4 protein-coding genes are annotated in these 3,574 nt (G+C 35.5%); 2 read left to right on the forward strand and 2 right to left on the reverse strand.

The window, feature by feature from the left end:
- Window positions 1-760: penicillin acylase family protein (locus RMN97_RS12370; protein WP_309614831.1), on the reverse strand; the 760-nt coding region annotated here is incomplete at its 3' end.
- A gap of 575 nt (window positions 761-1,335) precedes the next feature.
- Between RMN97_RS12370 and RMN97_RS12380 the strand changes: the two genes are divergently transcribed.
- The gene (locus RMN97_RS12380; RefSeq protein ID WP_309614832.1) at window positions 1,336-1,755 is read left to right on the forward strand and encodes a DUF1801 domain-containing protein; all 420 of its coding nucleotides are present in this window, start codon (window positions 1,336-1,338) and stop codon (window positions 1,753-1,755) included.
- A 48-nt stretch (window positions 1,756-1,803) separates the two neighbouring features.
- Here RMN97_RS12380 and RMN97_RS12385 read toward each other — a convergent pair whose 3' ends face one another.
- Window positions 1,804-2,208: a YMGG-like glycine zipper-containing protein gene (locus tag RMN97_RS12385; RefSeq protein WP_309614833.1), complete on the reverse strand. Its 405-nt coding sequence runs from the start codon at window positions 2,206-2,208 to the stop codon at window positions 1,804-1,806.
- 193 nt (window positions 2,209-2,401) lie between these two features.
- Here RMN97_RS12385 and RMN97_RS12390 point away from each other — a divergent pair, with 193 nt between their 5' ends.
- A complete protein-coding gene (locus tag RMN97_RS12390; protein ID WP_309614834.1) occupies window positions 2,402-3,439 on the forward strand; it encodes a site-specific integrase in 1,038 nt (345 codons plus the stop codon).
- Window positions 3,440-3,574 lie beyond the last annotated feature (135 nt).

Below are 3,574 nucleotides of genomic sequence, written 5' to 3' on the forward strand. Positions count from 1 at the left end.
CAATTACCCAACTGTTGCTTCCTATAAAAGGTGGAATTGGCGAATTATCTAAAAAACTAGCAACTGATTTTGAGATTTGAGCATAATCGTTGGATTTTGCTTTGTAACTTTTTAATTGAGTTGTTCCTAACGAACCATCAATTCCAAAATCTTTTAGGTATTCCATTCCAAATTTATCACGAATATCAGTTAATAAAGGATCTGTTTTTTGAGCCATTGCAAAACTGAAAGACATGAAGCCAAAAATATTGTAAACATCTTTCAACGTAAATTTTTCCTGTTTTATTCCCAGTAATCGAATTTCAACCGGAGTTTTTCTGTTTTCAATATATTGGTTAATTCCATCCAGATAGGCATTTGCCAGAATATAGGTTTGGGAATTGGTATCAAGATTAGCTACCGCTTGTTTTGAGTTTTCATCGATACCAATTCCAGCAAAGAATTTATCGGTTTTTAAAGCCGGATTACCAAAGATTTCCGAAAGTCTGCCTGGAGCAATTCGGCGCATCAATTCCATTTGCCATAATCGGTCTTGTGCATGCACATAACCTAGTGTTGTCATCGCGTCTTTTTGCGTATCGGCATAAATATGCGGAACGCCATATTCATCAAAGTAAACTGTTGTTGGTTTGGAAATATCAGCTAAGTTTTCTTCGCCTTCGTATTTTGGTTTTGAGGTTTGAAGATAGATGAATAGTGCAAGAGCAATTAGGACAATAAGACTTACAAGAACAAGAAGTATTTTCTTTACTATTTTCATGGCGAGAATTTTTTGGTAAACAAATATAGCAAATTAGTCTAGCCTAAAGCGAATGTTCTGGTCATTCGGTTTTATCTTGGTCATGAGGCGTCTTATTGTTCTTATCTTTCTTTTGGCTTGACCCAAAAGACCCGAGTCGAAGCCGAACTGAGCGAAGCTAAACAAAAAGTCAATGCTCTTGCCAGCGCACCTCCTGGCTCCTTCGCTAAAACAGTTCACAGAACTGTTTCTTCACGCTCGGCCCTGCTCAAACAGCTTTTCATTTTACGGATTCTTCAAATATTTGACACTCGCCTGCAAGATTCTAAGGCCATGTCAGCTTTCTTTAACAAAATCTTCTTAGAAGGAAAACTTTGCTTAGGCTATTCTGCCGAAAAAATAACTTCAAACACCAAATGAACCCTAAGTCGATAAATTTATTCCTCTTTCGAAATCTCCAAAATATCTCTGGGCTAGCAGTCCAAAGCTTTGCAAATGGCTTCGAGCGTGGCGAAACGAAGCACTTTTGCTTTACCTGTTTTAGTGATTTTGAAGTTGCAATAATTATTTATCTTAGCCAAAGAAATCAAACTATTATGGCAAAAATTAAAACTATAGCAACCGAAGTAAATGTTACCGAATTTATTCAAAAAGTGGCTAATGAAGTAAAACGAAAAGATAGTTTTCAATTGGTCGAAATGTTTAAATCCATTACCGGTTGTGACGCAAAAATGTGGGGACCAACAATCATTGGTTTTGGGAACTATCATTATAAATACGAAAGCGGTCACGAAGGCGATATGCCCATAGCAGCATTTTCTCCTCGAAAAGAAGCTATCGTATTCTATTTTGCAGACTTCGAAAACAGAGCCCAATTATTAGAAAAACTCGGCAAGAATAAATCGGGCAAAGCTTGTGTATATATAAAAAAACTGGAAGACATTAATCTTTCTGTTTTGGAAGAATTAACCAGAGCTTCCATAAATTATATTACATCGAAATACCCCAATAAATAAGAAAGTCCGGTTAAAACCAGACTTTCCAAAACATATATTTGGTGCAAATTATTTTTTCTTACCATCTATAACGGCACCAGTTCCTGCTCCTACTGCAGCTCCTGCCAAACCGCCAATTAGTGCACCTTCGCCTTTTTTCTCGCTGACAATTGCTCCTGTTACGGCTCCAACTCCGGCTCCAATTACAGCTCCTTTAGCTGCTCCGCTCCATTTTTTTCTTTTCGGTGCTGCTGCTTGATCATGTACAACAACAACTTCTTTTTGAATAGTTGTAGTAGTTACACTTACCATTTTCATGGAATCGATAATGCGTTGTTTCTCGGCAACTTGTTTCATTGAATCAATAGTCACTTGTTTCGCATCGTCCACAATTACTCCTTGCTTGTCTGTGTTTTTGCATGAGCTTAAACATAAAACACCTACAGTTGCTATAATCATGATTATATTTTTCATAATATAAAAATTTAAGGTTATGGTACAAAGTAATAGCAAATGTGCATCTGAATATTTACAAGATTTGAATTAAAGATTATAGAATTACAATTATCTTCAAGTCTTAAATAATTTTTCTTTAAAAAAAGAAAGTTAGCTAAAGTAGTTTTATTATTTAGTTTTTGTATCTTTATTCTTATTCAATCTTTTTGATATGATTTGGAGTGCCAAAATAATTACGCATAACCATGAGAAAAGAATTGCCGTTTCTTTTGAAAAAGACGCGACCTTAATTGCTTGGGTTAAAAGCTTTACGGGAGCGCGATGGAGTCAAACGAAAACCTATTGGCATGTGCCTGACAATGAAAAAAACCGAAAACAATTGGGTATTCCAACTTTGACTGAATTATCGCCAAATGATGAAGGAAAGAAATCATTGCTCACTTTTAAAGAATGGTTACGCTCAAAACGATATAGTGAAAATACAATAAAAGCTTATATGGATGCGATGAGATCTTTTTTGGTTTTTCACAACAAGAAAGCTGTAGCCGACTTAACTAATGAAGACGTGATTTGGTATAACAATGAGTATATTCTAAAACATAATATATCGGCATCATATCAGAACCAGATTGTGAATGCAATTAAGCTGTATTTTAAGATTATCGGCGACACAAAACTTGATATTGAAAAAGTGCATCGTCCGAAGCGTGCTAAGGTTTTGCCTAATGTTTTAAGTAAAGAAGAGGTTTTGCGGATTATTGATTTTACAGATAACTTAAAGCATAAAACTTTGTTGGCCTTAATTTATTCGTCAGGGTTGCGCATCAGCGAAGCTTTACATATGAAAGCGACAGACATTGATAGTAAACGGATGCTAATTCATATAAAAAACGCTAAAGGGAAGAAGGATCGTTATACTTTATTATCGGAACGAGTTTTACTTTTATTGAGAGAGTATTACGCTATTTACAAGCCCAAAGGTTATTTGTTTGAAGGATCAAAAGGAGGCATGTATAGTGACCGAACTGCACAGGTTGTATTACAACAAGCTGCTATAAGAGCTCGCATTGACAAGCCAATTAGTTTGCACACTTTGCGTCATAGTTTTGCCACACATTTATTAGAGAGTGGCACCGATTTGCGTTATATTCAGGATTTACTGGGTCATAGTAGTCCAAAGACAACGATGATTTACACCCACGTTAGCAGTACTTCTTTAAAAAACATTAAAAACCCATTTGATGTGTAAAAAAAAAACATAAATTTGTAATCAACCGAATCGAATAAGTGAGTTTTATAGCCGCCATAAAAAGAGCTAAAAACTTCGACTATCCTCCCGAAATGGAATAAAAGGTGTTATAAAGATTCGGGTATAAAAGAGTTA

Source organism: Flavobacterium sp., assembly GCF_031381455.1.
Classification (GTDB): Bacteria; Bacteroidota; Bacteroidia; order Flavobacteriales; family Flavobacteriaceae; genus Flavobacterium.

Bases quoted from the DNA above. Each gene is read 5' to 3' on its own strand.
- RMN97_RS12390 (WP_309614834.1), top strand. From the start codon at position 2,402: ATGATTTGGAGTGCCAAAATAATTACGCATAACCATGAGAAAAGAATT.
- RMN97_RS12380 (WP_309614832.1), top strand. From the start codon at position 1,336: ATGGCAAAAATTAAAACTATAGCAACCGAAGTAAATGTTACCGAATTT.
- RMN97_RS12385 (WP_309614833.1), bottom strand. From the start codon at position 2,208: ATGAAAAATATAATCATGATTATAGCAACTGTAGGTGTTTTATGTTTA.